General features: G+C 67.1%; 17 protein-coding genes and 1 pseudogene. 5 read left to right on the top strand and 13 right to left on the bottom strand.

Features of this window, described 5'->3' with window-relative positions; genetic code table 11:
• Nucleotides 1-241: 241 nt before the first annotated feature.
• Complete coding sequence (locus CH273_RS28110) at nt 242-376, top strand: hypothetical protein (RefSeq protein WP_256991299.1); 135 nt, start codon at nt 242-244, stop codon at nt 374-376.
• 186 nt (nt 377-562) lie between these two features.
• Here the strand turns inward: CH273_RS28110 and ccsB are convergent, their stop codons facing one another.
• Genes ccsB through hemL form a run of 6 tightly spaced genes read right to left on the bottom strand, consistent with a single transcriptional unit; the run spans nt 563 to nt 6,569 of the window.
• Nucleotides 563-1,528 (bottom strand): c-type cytochrome biogenesis protein CcsB, encoded by a 966-nt coding sequence (gene ccsB / locus CH273_RS07885; protein ID WP_032393902.1) that lies wholly within the window; start codon nt 1,526-1,528, stop codon nt 563-565.
• 3 nt (nt 1,529-1,531) lie between these two features.
• Nucleotides 1,532-3,151 carry a cytochrome c biogenesis protein ResB gene (resB, locus tag CH273_RS07880; protein WP_032393901.1) on the bottom strand — a complete coding sequence of 540 codons (1,620 nt, stop codon included), beginning with the start codon at nt 3,149-3,151 and terminating at the stop codon, nt 1,532-1,534.
• A complete protein-coding gene (locus tag CH273_RS07875) occupies nt 3,148-3,966 on the bottom strand; it encodes a cytochrome c biogenesis CcdA family protein (RefSeq protein WP_032393900.1) in 819 nt (272 codons plus the stop codon). The genes resB and CH273_RS07875 overlap by 4 nt, the downstream gene beginning before the upstream one ends.
• A complete protein-coding gene (locus CH273_RS07870; RefSeq protein WP_032393899.1) occupies nt 3,963-4,559 on the bottom strand; it encodes a TlpA disulfide reductase family protein in 597 nt (198 codons plus the stop codon). The genes CH273_RS07875 and CH273_RS07870 overlap by 4 nt, the downstream gene beginning before the upstream one ends.
• Complete coding sequence (locus CH273_RS07865; RefSeq protein ID WP_032393898.1) at nt 4,552-5,214, bottom strand: histidine phosphatase family protein; 663 nt, start codon at nt 5,212-5,214, stop codon at nt 4,552-4,554. The genes CH273_RS07870 and CH273_RS07865 overlap by 8 nt, the downstream gene beginning before the upstream one ends.
• Nucleotides 5,215-5,249: 35 nt before the next feature.
• A complete protein-coding gene (hemL, locus tag CH273_RS07860; protein ID WP_032393897.1) occupies nt 5,250-6,569 on the bottom strand; it encodes a glutamate-1-semialdehyde 2,1-aminomutase in 1,320 nt (439 codons plus the stop codon).
• Nucleotides 6,570-6,686: 117 nt separating this feature from the next.
• Here hemL and CH273_RS07855 point away from each other — a divergent pair, with 117 nt between their 5' ends.
• Nucleotides 6,687-7,193, top strand: a complete 507-nt coding sequence (locus CH273_RS07855; protein WP_032394174.1) for a pyridoxamine 5'-phosphate oxidase family protein — start codon at nt 6,687-6,689, stop codon at nt 7,191-7,193.
• A 46-nt stretch (nt 7,194-7,239) separates the two neighbouring features.
• Here the strand turns inward: CH273_RS07855 and CH273_RS07850 are convergent, their stop codons facing one another.
• From CH273_RS07850 to CH273_RS07835, 4 genes are read right to left on the bottom strand one after another with little or no spacing between them, the layout of a single operon-like run.
• Nucleotides 7,240-7,824 (bottom strand): hypothetical protein, encoded by a 585-nt coding sequence (locus CH273_RS07850; RefSeq protein WP_032393896.1) that lies wholly within the window; start codon nt 7,822-7,824, stop codon nt 7,240-7,242.
• Nucleotides 7,825-7,866: 42 nt separating this feature from the next.
• On the bottom strand, nt 7,867-8,565 hold the full coding sequence (gene bioD / locus CH273_RS07845; protein WP_032394173.1) for a dethiobiotin synthase: 699 nt from the start codon (nt 8,563-8,565) through the stop codon (nt 7,867-7,869).
• A complete protein-coding gene (locus tag CH273_RS07840; RefSeq protein WP_032393895.1) occupies nt 8,562-9,695 on the bottom strand; it encodes an 8-amino-7-oxononanoate synthase in 1,134 nt (377 codons plus the stop codon). Before CH273_RS07840 ends, bioD begins: the two co-directional genes overlap by 4 nt.
• A gap of 24 nt (nt 9,696-9,719) precedes the next feature.
• Nucleotides 9,720-10,991, bottom strand: a complete 1,272-nt coding sequence (locus tag CH273_RS07835; RefSeq protein WP_371828357.1) for an adenosylmethionine--8-amino-7-oxononanoate transaminase — start codon at nt 10,989-10,991, stop codon at nt 9,720-9,722.
• 87 nt (nt 10,992-11,078) lie between these two features.
• Between CH273_RS07835 and CH273_RS07830 the strand changes: the two genes are divergently transcribed.
• Genes CH273_RS07830 through CH273_RS07820 form a run of 3 tightly spaced genes read left to right on the top strand, consistent with a single transcriptional unit; the run spans nt 11,079 to nt 14,686 of the window.
• Complete coding sequence (locus CH273_RS07830) at nt 11,079-12,422, top strand: serine hydrolase (RefSeq protein WP_052049246.1); 1,344 nt, start codon at nt 11,079-11,081, stop codon at nt 12,420-12,422.
• A 46-nt stretch (nt 12,423-12,468) separates the two neighbouring features.
• On the top strand, nt 12,469-12,675 hold the full coding sequence (locus CH273_RS07825) for a hypothetical protein (protein ID WP_032393894.1): 207 nt from the start codon (nt 12,469-12,471) through the stop codon (nt 12,673-12,675).
• A 43-nt stretch (nt 12,676-12,718) separates the two neighbouring features.
• Nucleotides 12,719-14,686 carry an acyl-CoA dehydrogenase family protein gene (locus CH273_RS07820; RefSeq protein WP_032393893.1) on the top strand — a complete coding sequence of 656 codons (1,968 nt, stop codon included), beginning with the start codon at nt 12,719-12,721 and terminating at the stop codon, nt 14,684-14,686.
• 13 nt (nt 14,687-14,699) lie between these two features.
• Here the strand turns inward: CH273_RS07820 and CH273_RS07815 are convergent.
• From CH273_RS07815 to CH273_RS07805, 3 genes and pseudogenes are all read right to left on the bottom strand, one after another.
• A pseudogene (locus CH273_RS07815) lies at nt 14,700-15,496 on the bottom strand (cyclase family protein).
• The gene (locus tag CH273_RS07810; RefSeq protein ID WP_032393892.1) at nt 15,496-16,674 is read right to left on the bottom strand and encodes a PQQ-dependent sugar dehydrogenase; all 1,179 of its coding nucleotides are present in this window, start codon (nt 16,672-16,674) and stop codon (nt 15,496-15,498) included. The pseudogene CH273_RS07815 and the gene CH273_RS07810 overlap by 1 nt, the downstream one beginning before the upstream one ends.
• A 163-nt stretch (nt 16,675-16,837) precedes the next feature.
• Nucleotides 16,838-18,013 (bottom strand): PQQ-dependent sugar dehydrogenase, encoded by a 1,176-nt coding sequence (locus CH273_RS07805; RefSeq protein ID WP_082322378.1) that lies wholly within the window; start codon nt 18,011-18,013, stop codon nt 16,838-16,840.
• Nucleotides 18,014-18,116 lie beyond the last annotated feature (103 nt).

Here is an 18,116-nt window from a genome sequence, read left to right as displayed (position 1 = left end):
GGGCGGGCTCGCCTCGGGGGGCGTGTGTGGAGGAGTCGGTTTCACGGTCGGCGCCACGGGAGCCTTCGCCGCTTGCACCGGTGTCGTCGGTGTTGCCGTCGCGGTCTTGCCTTCCTCGGCCGGGGTCGCGGCAACCCCGGCATCCTTACCGTCACCATCTACCGGCCCAGACGGGTCTTTCGGTCGGGAAGCGCGCGGTGCAGGACTCGGCGGAGGTGTCGGCGCGGTCTCGGACTGCGGCGTGGGCGGGTTCGAGATGCTTTCGGGCGGCATGGTGATGGGGGTCGATCGAAAGGGCTCGCGCGGCGGTGTGGGTGTGGCCTCCGTCGTCGCTGCGACGGCGATCGGTTCGGATCCCGTGGGCGGAGCTGCGTGATCTTCCGGTACATCGTCGTCCAGTGGCCGGACGGGTTGCCAGTTGTCCTCGTGCCGATCGGCCATGACCGATTCCCCCCAGTTCGCGTCCCACATCGAAGATCCGCGCTCGGATGTGTCCCCCATCGAGCCGGATCGGACGCTACCAGCTGGAGGTCCAGCGTGGAGGCTGTGGAACGAGCGAAGATCAGTTCAGTCCCGCGTAGCTGTGCAGTCCCGAGACCACCATGTTGATGATGAAGAGGTTGAAGAGCATGGCGGTGAATCCGGCGATGTTGATCCACGCTGCGCGGGTGTTGCGCCATCCGGAGGTGGCGCGGGCGTGCAGGTAGGCGGCGTAGATGATCCAGGTGATGAACGACATGGTCTCTTTGGGGTCCCAGCCCCAGAAACGTCCCCATGCGGCTTCGGCCCAGATTGCGCCGAGGATGACGCCTGCTCCGAAGAGCGGGAAGGCGACGATCGTCGTCTTGTAGGCGAGTCGGTCGAGAGCTTGGGCGTCGGGCAGCTTGGAGGCGAATTTGCCCCAGAAACCGACGCTTTCCTCTCCCAGGGGCTGCTTGATGCGGAGTAGGAACAGCAGGCTCGCGACGCCGGAGACCAGCAGGATGCCGCTTCCGACGCTGACGATGGTGACGTGGATGGGCAGCCAGTACGAGCGCAGAGCGGGGACGACCGGTGCGGCGTCGGCGTAGAGCTTGGTGGCGGCGAAGAACATCAGCACGATGATGGGCGCGAGGACGAACACGAGCATCGGGCGCATCGTCTTCTTGCGCAGCACGATCACCGAGGTGAGGGCGGCGGCTGCCGTGGCCATGGTGACGAACTCGTACATGTTGCCGAGCGGGAAGCGGTGGGTGGCGAAGCCGCGGAGTACCACCGAGGCGACGTGCAGGGCGAGGGCTGGGGCGAGCAACGCGAAGCCCATGCCTGCGAGTCGTTCGGACAGCGGTCGCTTCGGTGTTTCGACGACGCGTCCGGGTCGGCTGTCGGCAATGGGGGCACCGGCACCGACGAGTTCCTTGGCTTGTACTGCCGTCGCCTTGGCGGAGGCGTACTGGGCGATGAGCAGGACGAATGCGAGCACGTAGATGGTGAACGCTGATTCGAAGGACCAGTCGCTGTACTGCGAGAGGGTCTCGTTGATCGGCATCGGTCAGTTCTCCTGTTTCGAGGTATCGCCGAGCAGGCGGGTGCACAGGCGGTCGAACTCTTCGCCCCACCCCGCCTGATCGGTGCGTGCAAGTCCGCCGAGGTCTACTACAGTACGTCGTGCCTGGGCGTCGGCGGTGAGTCGGACCCAGATTCTGCGACGTTTGATCACCAGTGAGACGAGCAGTCCGCCCATCATGGTGAGCGCGAAGACGAGTACCCAGGTCTGAGCCGGGTCGTGCGAGACCTGAAGGTTGACGAATTCCTTCGCTCCGTCGAACGTGACGATCGTTCCGTCGCTCAGGGTCGCGGATTCTCCCGGCATCAGGTTGACGCGGTCCTGCTTCACGAGTCTGCCCTGGGCGATCATTTCCTGATCGAGCGAGAAGATGGACTGCGGCAGTCCGGTGTCGAGTCCGGTGTCGCCCTTGTAGATGTCGATGGCGACGGCGGGGTCGTTCATGGCGGGGAAGCTCGACGACAGCAGGCTGCCGTGGAACGACGCCGTCGGCGCGAACAGACCCTCGATGGCGATCTGATTCTTGCGCCGGTCGAGAGGGTCGGGATACAGGCCGCCGGGCGGGTCGACGCGCAGCACTCCGCTGGAGAGGAAGGTCGTGGCGTCCGTCGGCTGCCATTGGATGGTGTCGGTGCGGGTTTCGCCGTTGGGGAACGTCACGGTGAAGGTGGGTGCGTAGCCGTGCCCTTGCAGGTAGACGCGGTCTCCAGCGACGCGCAGCGGGTGGTTGACCTGAAGTTGGTCGTCGCGCCAGACGTTGTTCGTGAGGTCCTGGCCCGCCTGGTACTCGATGTTGGAGGTGAACATCTCGGCCTGGCCGGTGTCGAGGTAGTCGGCGGTGAAGTCCTTGACGCGCACGCACAGTGGCTCGAGGTCGGTGCCGTCGACGAGGTTGCCTGCGCGGAACGAGTCGTAGTTCGCCGGGGTCGAGGTGCAGAAGCCCGGGCCGTCGTCGGCGATGACGATGCGGTTGCCCTCGTAGCCGAGCAGCTTGCCCATGGCGATGGCGGCGAGCAGTCCGACGAGGGAGAGGTGGAAGACGAGGTTGCCGAGTTCGCGGACGTAGCCCTTCTCCGCCGACAGCGTCACTGCTCCGCTGTCCTCGGTTCTCTGGGCGACGCGCCAACCGCGCAACTGAGTGCGCACCTGTGCGGCGATCTCCTCCGGCGTTCCGTCGACGTCGTAGCGGGTGTGGTGCGGCAGGCGGGAGAGGTTACGGGGCGCGCGAACCGGCTTGGTGCGCAGTTGCTTCGCGTGCTCGATGCAGCGCGGCAGGATGCAGCCGATCAGCGAGATGAACAGCAGTGCGTAGATCGCGGTGAACCAGAAGCTGCCGAAGACGTCGAACAGTTCCAGTTTGTCCATGATCGGGCCGAGGGTCGGGCGGTTGGCGATGTACTCGTCGACCTTGCCCGCGTTGAGGCTGCGCTGCGGTACCAGGGCACCGGGCACCGCGGCGAAGGCCAGCAGGAACAGCAGAACCAGCGCGGTGCGCATGCTGGTCAGGCCGCGCCAGGTGTTGCGAACCAGGGCCACTCCCCTGCCCAGCACCGATTGCTTGTGCGGCGGCGACGCTTCGGTGCGCTCTTCGGTGTCGGCGGTCATATCGGCAACACCACATCGGAGACGAAGGCGTCGCGCACCCAGCCGACGAACTGATCCCAGGCACCGGTGACCAGTGCAATTCCTACTGCTATCAACATGATTCCGCCGAACACCTGTATCTGTCGTGCATGTGTACGTAGCCAGCCGACGCCTCGCAGCGCGCTGACCGAGCCGAACGCGAGGATCACGAACGGTAAGCCGAGACCGAGGCAGTACGCCACGATCAGGACGACGCCGCGCGCTGCCGTCGTACCGTCGGTACCTGCGGCCAACGAGATGACGCCCGCGAGCGTCGGCCCGAGGCACGGGGTCCATCCGAGTGCGAAGACGCCGCCGAGCAGCGGTGCTCCGGCCAGTGAGCCGATCTGTTTCGGCTCGAAGCGCACATCGCGCTGCAGGGCCGGGATCAGTCCGACGAACACCAGGCCCATGGCGATGGTGACGACGCCGCCGATCCGCATGAGCAGTTCGCGGTTGATGGCCAGGACGGAGATCGCTCCGAACACCGACGCGGTGGCGAGAACGAAGACGACGGTGAATCCGAGAACGAACAGTCCCGCCGCCCCGGCCACGCGCAATCGACCGCTGCGCACCTTCGTCTGCACAGCTGCCTCGTCGGCGCTGACGGCCGGAGCGTCGGCTCCGACGACTCCGGCGAGGTACGAGAGGTAGCCGGGCACCAGGGGCACCACGCACGGCGACGCGAAGGAGACGAGCCCGGCCAGCACGCAGGCTCCGAGGGCCAGGATAAGTGGCCCGGAGGCCGCAGCTTCCTGGAAACTCGCGCCGATCCCGGCCAGGTGAGTCACGTTCACTGCTGCACCGGCTCCTCGGCTGCCACGCGTTCGACGACGGGTTGCAGGTCCTCGGCGAGCAGCTCACGCAGGAACACTGCTGCGACCCGGTGCTGTCGGTCGAGCACGACGGTCGTCGGAATGACGGAGGTGGGGACGCCGCCGAGCGCGGTCAGGGTGCGCATGGGCGGGTCGTAGATCGAGGAGTAGCTCACGTTGTTGCTGACCACGAAGTCCTGTGCGGCGGTCTGCGACTCGTCGCGCACGTTGATGCCGAGGAACTCGACGCCGAGGGACTTGGTGGCCTCGTAGACGTCCTCGAGGTCGTCGGCCTCACCGCGGCACGGACCGCACCATTGGCCCCAGACGTTGAGAACCACGACGTCACCGTCGTAGTCCGACAACGAGGTCGTCTTGCCCTCGGTCATCAGATCCGGCCCGGACAGTTCGCCGATGGTGCCGCGTTCGTCGGGCTCGTAGAAGATGTCGGTCTGCCCGCCGGGTGAGACGAACTGGAAAGTGCCGCCCTGCGCCACCGCGTCGGTGCCGGTCGAGCATCCTGCGACAAGAGCGATGGCAGACGCTGCACAGACGGCGAGGAGAAATCTACGCACCGGTGATCCTCGGATCGGATGCTCCCGCGGGCTCGGAGTAGACGAGGTCCACGAGCTGATCGCCCTCGTAGACGAGCGAGGTCAGCGACGCGAGCCCGCACTGACGATTGCGCGGGTCGTGCCAGAGCCGGTCGCCCTGCAGGAACCGGCGCAGCGTCCACACCGGGAGCTGGTGGCTCACGCACACGGCCTCGTGCCCGACGGCTTCGACGCGGGCCGCGTTGACGGCGGCGAGCATGCGGTGCGCGATCTGCAGGTACGGCTCGCCCCAGGAGGGGGTGAACGGGTCGCGCAGCTTCCACCAGTGCCGTGGTCGGCGCAGGGCACCGTCACCGACGGCCACACGGAGGCCCTCGAATTCGTTGCCTGCTTCGATGAGGTTCTCGTCCTCGGCGATCGACAGACCGTGGGCCGCTGCGATCGGCGCGGCGGTCTGCTGCGCGCGCAGCAGAGGTGATGCCACGACGTGGGTGATGTCGTGGCCTGCGAGCGCATCGGCCACTGCCTTGGCCTGCGACTGGCCGGTCACCGACAGCTTGAAGCCCGGCAACCGCCCGTACAGGATGCCCTTGGGGTTGTGCACCTCGCCGTGCCGGAGGACGTGCACGATGGTGCGCGTCGTCGAGTGCGGATGTGTTGCGGGGGCCTCGGTCACGTCGGGGTCCTGTTTCTCGCTAGTCGGGTGGTGAATCAGTTCGTTGCGGTGGCGGCAGCTGCGGCTTTCGCGGCGGCCGGGGCCGCGTCGGCGATGATCTCGAAGGCTCGGTCGTCGAGGGCAGCGGAGACGAACCAGGCCTCGAATGCACTCGGCGGCGGGTACACCCCGCGGGAGAGGAAGGCGTGGAAGAACGCCGGATATCGCCACGTCTGCGCGGCCTTGGCCTGCGCGTAGTCGGTGACGGGTCCATCGGCGAAGAACACACTCACCATAGTGCCCGCGAACTGCACGTGATGGGTGACGCCTTCGGCGGTGAGGGCGTCGCCGAGCAGTGTTCCGAGTCGCTGCGAGTTGGTCTGCAGCTTCTCGTAGACGGCTGCGTCGGCCAGTTGCAGACTGGTCAGTCCGGCCGCGACGGCGACGGGGTTACCGCTGAGCGTGCCTGCCTGGTACACCGGTCCGGCGGGCGCGAGGTAGGCCATCACGTCCGCTCGACCGCCGAATGCCGCGGCCGGCAATCCGCCGGACATGACCTTGCCGAAGGTGTAGAGGTCGCCTGCGATTCCGTCGATGCCGTACCAGCCGGATGCGCTGACGCGGAAGCCGGTCATCACTTCGTCCATGATCAGCAGTGCGCCGTGCTCGGTCGCGAGGCGGCGCAGTCCCTCGTTGAAGCCGGTGACCGGAGGGATGGCGCCCATGTTTCCTGCGGCTGCCTCGGTGATGATGCACGCGATCTGGCCCGGGTTGGCCTCGAAGGCCGCGGTGACGGCGGCGAGGTCGTTGTAGGGAACGACGATGGTGTCCGACGCCTGTGCGCCGGTGACGCCGGGCGAGGTCGGCAGTCCGAGCGTGGCGAGCCCCGAGCCTGCGTCGGCCAGGAGGGCATCGACGTGGCCGTGGTAGCAGCCCGAGAACTTGACGATCTTGGTGCGGCCGGTGAAGCCGCGAGCCAGACGCACAGCGCTCATGGTGGCCTCTGTGCCCGAATTCACAAGACGAACCTGGTCGACGGGGCCGACGCGACGCACGATTTCCTCGGCGAGTTCGATTTCGCGGAGCGTGGGTGCACCGAACGACAGGCCGGTCGCGGCTGCCTTCTGGACGGCTTCGACGATGGCCGGGTGGGCGTGTCCGTGGATCATCGGACCCCAGGACGAGATGAGGTCGACGTACGAGTTTCCGTCGGCGTCGGTCATGGTGTATCCGCTGGCCTGCGTGATGAAGCGGGGCGTTCCGCCGACCGACGCGAAGGCACGTACCGGCGAGTTGACGCCGCCGGGAATGACCGCGCTCGCGCGGGCGAAGAGTTGGGCCGATACGGGGGCGTCGTTGCCGGGGGAAACAGTCACGACTTCCAGTGTCCCAGGTTCGGCGAAATCACCAACTACAGGGCGTAATAATCCGGAAAGCGGGGGATCGGCCTGTTTCGGTGGTTGAACGGCGAGTGCGCCGGGTAGTCGGTGCCGATGACCAACACCGATGGCGTCAGCAAAGTCGCCGAATTGATGTCCGAAGCCGGGCTCTGCATGTTCACCACCGTCGGCCGAGACGGTCACCTCATCTCGCGCCCGATGGCGCTGCAGGAAGCCGAGTTCGACGGCGACCTGTGGTTCTTCGCCGCTCACGATTCGCGGAAGGTGAGCGACATCGCGGCGAACCCGACCGTCAACGTCTCGTTCCAGTCCGGCGAGGGCTGGGTGTCGTTGTCCGGTACGGCCGCGGTGGTCGACAACACCACCAAGGCCGAGGAACTGTGGAACACCCGAGCGGCCGCGTGGTTCGAGAAGAACCCCGATTCGCGCGAGGTCGACCTGATCCACGTGGCCGCTGAGGGAGCCGAGTACTGGTCCACCCCCGGGTCGAAGGTCTCGAACCTGTTGGCCTACGCCAAGGCCAAGATCACCAACGAGCGACCGGACCTCGGCGAGCACGACGTCGTCGAACTCGAATTACCGCACAATTCGACCGGCTAGTACCGATCGTGCCGGGCTCGCCCCGGACGGCAGCAGCTTCTACCGGTCAGTTCGTGCGGTGGTGTCCGTTGTCCGTGCGTGGGTCGACGGTGTCGCGAACCTTCTCACCGGTGCTGCGCGGGTCGGCGGTCGTGTGCGCGGCGGCATCACGATCAGCGGCGTTTCGTGTCCCGGAGTCGTGCTGGCCGGGGAAGGACTCGCCGATGTCTGCCCCGCTGCGATGCGCCCGATCGTGATCGGCCGACCGGCCGTCGTTGTCCGTGTGTGCGGCCTTGGCACCCGATCGGTGATCGACGTCCGGATCGAGTTCGTTCGCGCGAGCGAATTCGGCGTCCAGCTCGTCGCGCGACTTCGCCGCAACACCCTGATGTGACTGAGCCTGCTGCGCGAGCTTGTCGGCCTCGGCTGCTTTGACATCCGCTTCTGCCTGGGCCCGGCGTGCCTTGGCCTCGCTTTCCCTGGCCAGCAGTTCACGCTCTTCGACGATTGCTGCGTCGTTGGCTGCCTTTTCGCGAATCTCGTTCGCTTCCAACCTCTTACGTTCCTTGCCCTTGCGTGCGACGACGACGGCGAGGGCAACGACGACGAGTACGACTACTACTGCGACGATGATCCATACGGTGGTGCTCATTGGCGGACTCCCATGTTCTCGACTGCCGGACCGGCAGTCGATCTATGCCGGGTACCCGAGTAAAGACTCGACAAACTCACCGAAGGCACCGACCGCCACGGCTTCGAAAGCGCGCAACGGGAGCAGACCCGCCTCCTCCGGGATACACGCGATGAGCCCGACACCCGTCACGAGCGGCAGCTCGTCGAGGTTGACCCGCGCGGCCAGGCTCGGTGCGGCGGGCCACGACCCGATCACCAGACCTGCGCAGTCGACGCCGGCCGCCCGCGCTGCCGCAACGGTCAGAGCACTGTGGTTGAGCGTTCCCAGCTCCGCACCGGCCACGATCACGATCGGCGCACACATGGCCCCGGCGACGTCGAGCACGGTGAACCCTCCTGCGCCCAGACGCACCGCCACTCCCCCTGCGCCTTCGACCAGCACGAGGTCGTTGGCTGCGTCGAGCTCGCGCACGGCGTCGATCACAGCGTCGAGTTCGAGCATCGGCCGACCCGATCGGCGGGCCGCGACGTCCGGGGCCAGCGGCTCGGGATACCGCGCCAGCTCCACTCCCCGAACGCCCGAAAGGCGTTGCACCACATCGATATCGGCTTCGTCAGGGTAACCGTCTCCGACGCCGGTCTGCGCCGGCTTGCACACCGCGACGGACCGCCCGCCTGCCCGCGCTGCCGCCGCGAGTGCCGCGGTGATCACGGTCTTGCCGACGCCGGTCGACGTTCCGGTCACCAGCAGAACCGTCACCACACGACCGCCGCATTCGACACCGCCGCGAGGACCGACGCGGCACGATCGATGTCGGTATCGGTGAGATCGGCGCGCGCGGTCAGTCGCAGTCGAGAACCGCCGGCCGGAACCGACGGCGGCCGGAAGCATCCGACGCGGACGCCGAGCTCGAGGCAGTCCGCCGCCGCACGCACTGCCCGCTGTGCGTCGCCCAGGATCACCGGAACGACCGCCGATGTCGTCGGTTCGACGCCTGCTGCGGCGGCGAGTTGTGTTGCACGTATACCGATCGAGTGCACCCGGTCGGGTTCGCCCCGCAGGACGGTCAGCGCGGCCGACGCCGCTCCGACGGAGGCGGGTGCGAGTCCGGTGTCGAATACGAACGTGCGTGCACCGTGCATCACCTGCGTGCGCACCGCTGCCGGCCCGAGCACCACTCCACCCTGCGATCCGAGTGCCTTGGACAGCGTTGCGGTGATCACCAGGTCCGGCGCTCCGGCGAGGCCTGCTTCGTGGACGGCTCCCCTGCCACCGTCCCCGCGTACACCCAATCCGTGCGCCTCGTCGACGACGAGCACCGCGTTCCGTCTCCGGCACACCGCGTACAGCTCGGCCAGAGGCGCGAGATCGCCGTCGGCGCTGAACACCGAATCGGTCACCACGAGGGCCCGCTGTTCGCGACGCTCGCGCAACAGCTGCTCGACGTGGCCGGTATCGCAATGCCGAGCGACGGCCACCCGGGCCCGCGACAGGCGGCAGGCATCGATGAGCGAGGCGTGCGACGCGGCATCGGAGATCACCAGCGCGTCTCGGCCCGCCAGTGCCGTCACGATCCCGAGATTGGCGGTGTAACCGGAGGAGAACACCAGTCCGGCCTCGGCTCCGACGAACTCCGCGAGATCCTCCTCGAGGCGCTCGTGTGCGGTCGTCGTCCCGGTGACCAGCCGCGATCCGGTGGATCCGCCGCCCCATCGGCGCACAGCGGCGCAGGCTCCGTCGATGACGGCCGGATGCCTGGACAGTCCGAGGTAGTCGTTCGACGCCAGATCGAGGATGTCGTCCTCGGCGGTGCGGGCGAACACGATGCGCTCGAGACCGTCCTCGCGTCGGGCGTGCGCGGTGGCGTCGAGCCAGTCCAGAGCGGTCATGGCAGCACCATACTTGAACGCCGTTCAAGTATGGTCGCGCGCCACCGCCACCAGGGCTTCGGCGATGGTAGCCACCTCCACATCGGTACAGATGAACGGCGGCATCGCGTACACCAGGCGCCCGAACGGACGCAGCCACACTCCCGCGTCGACGGCCGCTGCCGTGGCCCGTGCCATGTCCACCGGACTGTGCATCTCGACGACGCCGATGCCGCCGAGAACGCGAACATCGGCGACTCCCGACAGCGACCGGGCCGGCGCGAGGCCGGCGGCCAGTCCCGACGCCAGAGCGGCGACCTCGGCGCGCCAGTCACGCGAGAGCAACAGTTCCACCGAGGCCACCGCGATCGCGCACGCGAGCGGATTGCCCATGAACGTCGGCCCGTGCATCAGGCCGCCGGCCTCGCCGCCCGAGACCGTCTCGGCCACCTCGGTGGTGCACAGCGTGGCCGCCAGGGTCAGATATCCGCCGGTCAACGCCTTGCCGATGCACATGATGTCGGGCGCGACGCCGGCGTGGTCGGCTGCGAACAACTCGCCGGTTCGGCCGAAGCCGGTGGCGATCTCGTCGAAGATCAGCAGGAGGCCGTACTCGTCGGCCAGGCGGCGTAGTTCCACGAGGTAGCGCGGGTCGTGGAACCGCATCCCACCGGCGCCCTGCACTATCGGCTCGACGATGATCGCCGCCAGTTCGCTCGCGTGTTCACCGAGTATCTTCTCGAATTCGGCGACGTAGTCGGCGTCGAACTCCACGGGCGGGGCCGGAGCGAACACCTGCTTCGCCAATACATCGGTCCACAGCGTGTGCATCCCGCCGTCCGGGTCGCACACGCTCATCGGAGCGAAGGTGTCTCCGTGGTACCCGCCGCGCCAGGTCAACAGCCGCGTGCGGCCGTTCTCGCCGCGCCCACGCCAGTACTGCAGCGCCATCTTCACCGCGACCTCGACCGAGACCGAGCCGGAATCGGCGAGGAACACCTTGTCGAGCCCGGCGGGGGTGATGTCGACCAGCAACTCGGCCAACCTGGCGGCCGGAGCGTGTGTCAGTCCGCCGAACATGACGTGGCTCATCCGGCCCAGCTGATCGTGCGCGGCGGCGTCGAGCACCGGATGGCGGTAGCCGTGCACCGCCGCCCACCACGAACTCATGCCGTCGATGAGCTGCCGACCGTCGGCCAACGTCAGCCGCACGCCCGACGCACTGTCGACCACCAGCGGCGTCGCACTCGCCGGAAACCGGCTGTAGGGGTGCCAGAGATGGTCGGAGTCGAGTCGACGGACGTCTTCGGAAGTCAGCACGCCAGAGCACACTGCCACAGCACCCGACCGGCCGTCCCGAGACTGGCGAGGTGGCGAAATGTCCGAATCCATTAGCATCGCAGCATGACGACGCGGACCGTGACGAGACTCGTGGGGGTGGTCGTGGCCGCGACGCTGACGCTTGCCGCCTGCGGGGGCACGTCCGCAGCGCCCGTGCCCACCACGACCGTTCCGGACTTCGCCGTCGACACCTCCACCCCCGTCGGTGCCCTCAACGAACGCATCCTGCGATGGATCAACGCCGAGGAGGCACCCGACCCCGCCGAGGTCGACGCCGTTACCGGACCCGAGCTGGCCGAGGCCGTCGCTCCGCTGGGTGGTCTCGCCGGGCCACTCGAACAGCTGCGCGCAGGCGCCCCGAACGTGGCCATGGGGTTCGAGGCCGGTCCCGATTCCGGCGTTCTGCGTTTCACCACCGCAGGCATCCCGGCCACGATCACGACGTCGATCGGTGCGGACGGCAAGCTCGACGGCTTCCTGGCCCGGCCGGACACTCCGACGATCTCGTCGTTCGACGATCTCGACGCGGCACTGTCGAAGGTGGCTCCGAACTACTCCTACAGCGCGTCACGGCTCAACGGCGGTGACTGCGAGTCGATCTACTCCACCGATGCGGACTCGGTGCTGCCCCTCGGGTCGGTGTTCAAGCTGTACGTCCTCGGCGCTCTCACCGACGAGATCGAGGCAGGCACGGTCCGATGGGACGAGCAGCTCACCGTTCGCGACGCCACCAAGAGCGCGCCGTCCGGCGAACTGCAGAATCTGCCCGACGGCACGAAGGTGTCGGTCCGCGACGCGGCCGAGAAGATGATCTCGTTGTCCGACAACACCGCAACGGATCTGTTGATGGATCGCCTCGGCCGCGACCGGGTCGAGCGTCAGCTCTCGGTCATGGGTCATCACGATCCGTCGGTGATGACGCCGATGATGGACACTCGGCAGTTCTTCGTCATCGGGTTCGGCGATCCGAACATGCGGGCCGAGTGGTCCGAGGCCGACCCCGACGCCCGGGCTGAGCTGCTGGCGCAGGCGGACGCAAGGCCGCTCGAGATCGACTTCGAGAACTTCGTCGACAACCCGGCGTCGGCCGACGGGGTCGAGTGGTTCGCCAACGCGCAGGACGTCTGTGCCGCGATGGGTTACCTGGCGACGAGTGAGTCGGCCGAGGAGAACCGTCGCATCCTGGCGATCACTCCGGGTGTGCAGCTCGATGCGGCGCTGTGGCCGTATTCGGGGTTCAAGGGCGGCAGCGCTCCCGGCGATCTGGCGGGCGCGTTCCTGGCCACCGATGCCTCCGGTCAGGACTGGATCGTCACCGAGCAGTTCCGGGCCGACGACGCGATCGATCCGATCCCGTCCAGCTACGCGTTCCTCGTCGCCCAGCAGGCTTTCGCACTGCTGAAGTGAGTGGGATTTGTAACATCGGTGTTACTGCTGCATTACACTCGCGGTCGTGGAGGCACAACACGAACCAGCCCAGTACGCGTGGCCGGAGGGCTTCAAGGAGTTCCTGGTCGGTGAGTTCACCGACTTCAGCCCCCTGGTGAACAGGGCTCTGGAGGACAACTGCGCGTCCCTGTTCCACGACGGTCCGTACGCGAAATCGGGCTTCTGGCGCAACGTCCGCGCGGTGTGGAAAGAATTCGTCTGGCCGGTCTGAGTTTCCGGCCCTCACAGGCGGCTGCAAAAGGTTACCGTCGAGTATGGCAACCACAACGGATCACCTTCGGAACACTCTGGACGGCCGCTGGCGAGATGTGAAGAACGAGGCGCGCAGGCAGCTTGCCCGCGACGAGTTCCGTCCGCACTACACGCCGAACACCGTCATCGCCCGCACCAAGGCGATGGAACAGCTCAAGCTTCTCGCCGCTGCAGGCGCTGCCGACAACGGCTTCAAGAAGGAACACGGCGGCACCGGTGATGTCGGTGCAGCGGTGACGATGATCGAGATGCTCGCAATGAGCGATCTGTCGCTGATGGTCAAGGCCGGCGTCCAGTGGGGGTTGTTCGGCGGTGCCATCGAGAATCTCGGCACCGAACGCCACCACGAGGCCTACGTCCCCAAGATCATCAGTCTCGACCTGCTCGGCTGTTTCGCCATGACCGAGACCGGACACGGCAGTGACGTGCAGTCGCTCGAGACCACGGCGACGTACGACCCGAAGACCGACGAGTTCGTCATCAACTCCCCCACGCCGTCCTCGCGCAAGGACTACATCGGTGGTGCCGCCGAAACGGCGACGGTCGCCGCGGTGTTCGCCCAACTCATCACCGCAGGCCCGGGCGAGGAGCCCGAGAGCCACGGCGTGCACTGCTTCTTCGTTCCACTGCGCGACGAGAACGGTGACGACCTGCCCGGTGTCACCACCTCGGACTGCCAGTACAAGGGCGGTCTTCCCGGAGTCGACAACGGCCGCCTGATGTTCGATCACGTCCGCATCCCGCGAGACAATCTGCTCAACAAGTACGCCGACGTGTCCGACGACGGTACGTACTCCTCCCCGATCGAGAACAAGTCTCGACGGTTCTTCACGATGCTCGGCACGTTGATCCGCGGACGTGTCACGGTCGGCGGCAGTGCCGCGGCGGCTGCCCGTGTCGCCCTCGACATCGCGACGCGGTACGCGTTGCAGCGCAGGCAGTTCTCCGCGCCCGATTCCGATCAGGAGGTCCTGATCATGGACTACCTGGTGCATCAGCGTCGACTGTTCCCACTCATCGCCAAGTCCTACGCCCTGCAGTTCGCGCAGAACGAGCTCGTGTCGAAGATGCACGAGCTGCAGACCTCGGACAATCCCGACGCCGAGGAGCAACGCGAGCTCGAATCGAGGGCCGCCGGCCTCAAGGCGGCGAACACCTGGCACGCCACCGCCGCGATTCAGGAGGCACGCGAAGCGTGCGGCGGCGCAGGCTATCTGGCCGAGAACCGGCTGATCTCGCTCAAGGCCGACACGGACGTGTTCACCACGTTCGAGGGCGACAATCATGTGTTGACGCAGCTGGTCGCGAAGGAGCTGCTCACCGCGTACGCCGACGACGTCAAGTCCATGAGCCCGGTCGAATGGGTCAAGTTCGCCGCTGACATGGTGGGCGACCGCGTCGTCAAACGCACTGCGGCCCAAGCGATCATGCAGACCATCCTCGATCGGCGTCAGGACAACGAGGAAGAGGGCTCGCTGTTCAACCGCGGCACCCAGGTCAAGATGTTCGAGGATCGCGAGGAGTACCTGCTCTCCACCGTCGCCCGCCGGCTGCAGTCCAAGTCCAAGGAGACCAGCCCGTTCGAGGCGTTCAACGCGGTGCAGGATCACGTTCTGCATGCCGCGAGCGCGCACATCGATCGGATCATCTTCGAGGCATTCATCGCCGGCATCGAATCGTGCGAGGACTCCACCACCAAGGATCTGCTCGACGAGGTCTGCGACCTCTACGCGCTGTCGGTGATCGAGGCGGACAAGGCCTGGTTCATCGAACACCGCTACCTGTCCACCGAGCGATCCAAGGCCGTCACCCGCGCCATCAACGAGCGGTGCCGCACCCTGCGTCCGCACGCCGAACTGCTCGTCGACGGTTTCGGAGTGCCCGAGGCGTTGGTCGGTGCCGCGATGCTCGGTGAGCCCGGGGCCGGAACGGAGGAAGAGCCGGCCGCGAACCCCAGTCACGCGCACTGACGCGTAGCCGGGTTCAGCCGGGAACTACCGCGAAGACCCGGCAGGGACCGCCGGTCGCGCCTGCGTGCTTCGGAGCGCCGACGACGACCGTCGCCCCTGCCGGGGCACCGCGTCCAGATTTGCCAGTGCCTCGACTCCGTATCGGCCTGCCCCGAGAACCGCTGTGTGAGCCGGGTATTCGCGGTCGTTCATCCGGTCGAGGCTCAGGGTGTCCACTCCGATTCCGACGATGTCCCGCTCGCGTGCCAGCAGCTGCGCCGCATCCGCGCCGAAGCCGGGGGCCGCACGTTCGGCCAGCCTGTTCTGCCAGCCACTGTGCATCACCACCAGCGCGCGGTCCGGAATCCGGCCGTGCTCGCGCTCCCACTGCGCGATGTCCTCGCTCGTCACCACGGCCTCGGGGTCGGACGCGGCCCGGGCGGAGATGTCCACCACCACCAGCGGGGCGATCAGATCCTCCAGGGGCAGGATGTCGGCCGTCGCGCCGCCCCGAATGCGGTGCGCCGGGGCATCGATGTGCGTTCCCGTGTGCTCCCAGTACGAGAGTTCGTTCACCAGGAACCCGCCCAGTTCGTAGGCGGCGACCGGCCGCATCGTGAACGGTTCGCTGCCCGGCCACACCGGAAACGTCGGGCTCAGGGTGTGGGTCAGATCGACCAGGCGGCCCGCCGGAATCGCCGAACCGACAACGGGTTCGGCGCGCACCGCCCCGGCCGTCGCAACGGTCAACGCGGCGGCTCCCAACGATCCGAACAGCGCCCTACGGCCGATTCTGCGGTGAACGGTCTCGATGACCTCGGGGCCGCACATCAGTCGGCAGCGGGGGTGACCAGCAGGACCTTGTCGTCCGATCCGTTGTCGGTGGTCAGGAGGAATGCGCCGTCGTCGCCGAAGCTGGTGAGCGAGCGCAGTCGACCGTACGTACCCACCAGGGCGTCGGCCTCGTCGATGTACTCCGTGCCGTCCTCGGACAGCTTCAGAAACGTCAGCTTCTCGCCCTGCTGACTCGAGATCACCGCGGCCCCGTTCCAGGAACCCCATCCCGCGCCGTTCGCGAAGGTCAGACCGGGCGTGGCGATGGTGGGACTACCCGAGCTCCACACGGCGGCGAGTGCACCGGGCACGCGGGTCGGATCGGTCATCGGTACCGACTCGTCGTAGATGAAGGGGAGTCGATCGGGGCGGTAGCCGTAGTTGCCGCCGGGCACCAGCAGGTTCATCTCGTCGTCTCGGGTCGTGCCCTGCTCCACCTCGTAGATCTGACCGGTGCCGGGTCGAATCGCCAGGCCCTGCACGTTCCGATGTCCCAGAGTGAAGATGCGATCCGGGGCGTCGGCTGCGGCGGTGCCGTCTGCATTGATATGTAACACTTTGCCGCCCAACGAGTTCCGATCCTGCGGAACCGTCGGCGTCGCCGTGTCTCCGGTGCCGACGTACAGGGTGCCGTCGGGGTGGGCCAGGATGCGGCAGCCACCGTGACGACCGCCGTCGGCAACGGGAATGTCGTCGACGAGGGTGCCGGTGCGGGTCAGAGCGGTCCACTCCGGATCCACAGTCCACGAGAGCACGGCGATGTGGTTCTCGCTCGCGCCTCCCGCACTTCCGGTTCCGGCGCTACCGGTACCGCCACTACTGCCGCCCTGCACACCCTGGCACGTGTAGATGGTTCTGGATGCGGCGAAATCCGTCGCGAGAGCTATGCCCATCAGGCCCGTCTCGCCGGACGCGTACAGGTCGTCGAGGTCCGCGGCGAGTTCGCGGGTGGCACCGCCGACGTCGCGGATCACGAACCGTCCCGAGCGTTCTCCCGTCAGCACCGTTCCGTCCGGCGCGACCACCGCATCCCACGGCTTGGCGAGTCCGGCGAGCACGGTGGTGACCGTCAGATCGGGGAGCGGGTCGGCCTGCGCCGTCGCGGTGGTCGTACCGGCAAGCGTCAGGAGGACGCTGGCAGCTATCACTCCGGAACTGGACACCAGCTTGTTCATCCACACTCCTGACGACGATCCGCGACCGGCCCGATATGACCGGTATCACATGATCTTAAACACACTCTTCGGGCAAACCGCCGACTCATGACGCGATTCGGTTCCCGGCAGCAGAACGAATCCACGGCAATCCCCGGTCCCGCGTAGTAGCGGCAACCCCTGGTCAGCCGACCTCGGGGGTGACGAGCAGCACCTGGTCGTCGGAGCCGTTGTCGGTGGTGAGCAGAAAGCCGCCGTCGCTGCCGAAGGGGGTCAGCGACCGCAGCCTGCCGTACGTGCCCTCCAGTGCCTCGGCCTCGGCGACGTACTCGGTTCCGTCGTCCGACAGTGCCAGGAAGACGAGCTTCTCGCCCTGCTGACTCGAGATCACCGCCGCACCGTTCCAGGAACCCCACTGCTCACCGTCGGTGAACGTGACGTCGGGGGTGGCGATGGTGGGATCACCCGAACTCCACACTGCGGGCAGGGCACCGGGAACCCGGTCGGGGTCGGTCATGGGGACCGATTCGTCGTAGACCGACGACCGTCGATCGGGGCGGTAACCGTAGTTGCCGCCCGGCACCAACAGGTTCAGCTCGTCGTCTCGGCTCGTCCCCTGCTCGACCTCGAAGATCTGGTCGGTTCCGGGACGGATCGCCAATCCCTGCACATTGCGATGACCGAGAGTGAAGATCCGATCCGGGGCATCGGCTGCGGCGGTGCCGTCTGCATTGACGTGTAACACCTTGCCGCCCAACGAGTTCCGATCCTGCGGAACCATCGGCGTCGCCGTGTCCCCGGTGCCGATGTACAGCGTGCCGTCGGGATGGGCCAGGATGCGGCAGCCACCGTGACGCCCGCCGTCGGCAACGGGAATGTCGTCGACGAGGGTGCCGGTGCGCGTGAGGGCCGTCCACTGCGGGTCCACGGTCCACGACATGACGCCGATGTGGTGACCGTCGTCGCCGCGCACACCCTGACAGGTGTAGATCGTTCGCGACGCAGCGAAATCGGTAGCCAGTGCGATCCCCATCAGTCCGGTCTCACCGGCGGCGTAGAGATCGCCGAGGTCCGCATTCAGTTCACGCTGGACTCCGGCCGAGTCGCGGATGACGAACCGGCCGGAGCGCTCCCCCGTCAGCACCGTTCCATCGGGAGCGACCACCACGTCCCACGGTTTGTCGAGGCCATCGAGCACGGTGGTGACCGACAGGTTCGGCAGCGGCCCGGCAGGCGCGGCCGGGGAGGGAGCAGCGTCGGAAGAGCTCTGCGACGCGGTCGCGGACGACTCGCTCGGCTCTGCGCTACTGCCCTGGTCGGTGGTGTCCGCCGAACAGGCCGCCACCAGGGCGACGCTCATGGCGAGGACGGCTGCGCCGGTGACAGGTTTCTTCACGAGCGCTCCTGACGATGTTCGATGAGTCCCATTTTTCCGGTATCACCGTTTTCGCGACTTCCGAACC

The organism is Rhodococcus sp. 05-339-2 (assembly GCF_002258965.1).
Lineage (GTDB): Bacteria > Actinomycetota > Actinomycetes > Mycobacteriales > Mycobacteriaceae > Rhodococcoides.
This window is presented reverse-complemented; position numbering and strand designations above follow the sequence as displayed.